Source organism: Phocaeicola coprocola DSM 17136 (genome assembly GCF_000154845.1).
GTDB lineage: Bacteria > Bacteroidota > Bacteroidia > Bacteroidales > Bacteroidaceae > Phocaeicola > Phocaeicola coprocola.
Genome location: NZ_DS981448.1, coordinates 1 through 1,245, shown reverse-complemented (window position 1 = coordinate 1,245; position 1,245 = coordinate 1). Strand labels below are relative to the sequence as shown.

The following is a 1,245-nucleotide window of genomic DNA, read 5'->3' as shown; positions in this document are numbered from 1 at the left end:
CGTTCTGGAAATGCTATATTCAAACCTCCAAGATGACGATATAGTATCGGCTGCTATATCATCATTTTTCATCACAAAGCATATCCAATACTCTCCGTACATCTTTTGCGAGATCCGGAGGAAATGAATTTAATATTTTATCCTTTTCATACATGGCATATAATGTTCGGCGGATAAACCACCTTAAAAGTTTCATCTGTTTGTTATCGACCTATTTTATTTTTAGTTTTTGACTATATGCAAGTATTACGAAACGATTATCTAATCCACAATCAATTACTTCATTCTTTTCTAATTGAGAATAGGCTTTTACAAATCTATTTCGACATTTACTTGAATGTATGTAATGATTGAAGTAGTTCTCGGCTTGTTCCTTTTCACCATATCTCAACATATATGGCAGGGCAAGGAGAGAGTCTTTCGTGTATTGATTGAAACAACAGCCATGTTGCATAATGAAGTCAATAGCCATTTGTCTATTCTCAAATAAATCAAATATCGGACAAGCATATTTTTCAAGTAAATCAATTATTGTTTTTACTGATGGAGCATAGCTTAGTCCGGCAAGATCCCAAGATTGATATTGATTTATTGGCGATAGGTATCCAATATGATTATGATATACTAAGCCATCATCATTGACATTGAGATTCTCTTCTTGCACCCACTTTTTCAAGTTTTTACAGGTAATCGTAATCAGTGGATATATAGCCACACTACAAGATGAATTATATACACTTGAACGAAACCATATTTCAAAAGTCAAATTTTTGTCTTTTGAAATCTTTTTCAAACATTGTCCATTTTTAGACGGCTTAAATCCCATTGCGATAAAAGGAATAGCTATCTCATTGCAGGCTTTAATAAATATATCTCTTGGTTTCATTTCTTGTTCTTTTCAGGTCGATAATGTTTGGTGGCTAACCGACCTTTTTCAGGGGAGGTTAAGCCGCTTGTTAGTCGCACAATTTGTTCTTTTTTCAACTCAACTATTAGCTGCTCATATTTTTATCATCTTTACCATAAAAGGTTATGGCAGATAGACGACCTAATCTATACCATTATAATTATCCTTCGGCTTTAAACCATTCAAGATATTTAATGCCGTTGTAATCTACTAATTCCTCAATATGTTTTTTGGGAACATCAGAATCATCGTAACTTTTTTTCTTTATATAGATGTTCTGATTTTTCTTTTTATCTTTAAATCCATTAGGAATATAGCAGACTATACAATTCGTTGCT

Annotated in this window: 1 protein-coding gene; it reads right to left on the bottom strand. The window is 32.7% G+C overall.

The window, feature by feature from the left end; translation table 11 throughout:
• Positions 1-211: 211 nt before the first annotated feature.
• Positions 212-886, bottom strand: a complete 675-nt coding sequence (locus BACCOP_RS02735) for a hypothetical protein (protein ID WP_007558971.1) — start codon at positions 884-886, stop codon at positions 212-214.
• Positions 887-1,245 lie beyond the last annotated feature (359 nt).

What these genes read in the sequence shown, in the direction of transcription:
- BACCOP_RS02735 (WP_007558971.1), bottom strand. Translation starts at nt 886, where the DNA reads ATGAAACCAAGAGATATATTTATTAAAGCCTGCAATGAGATAGCTATT.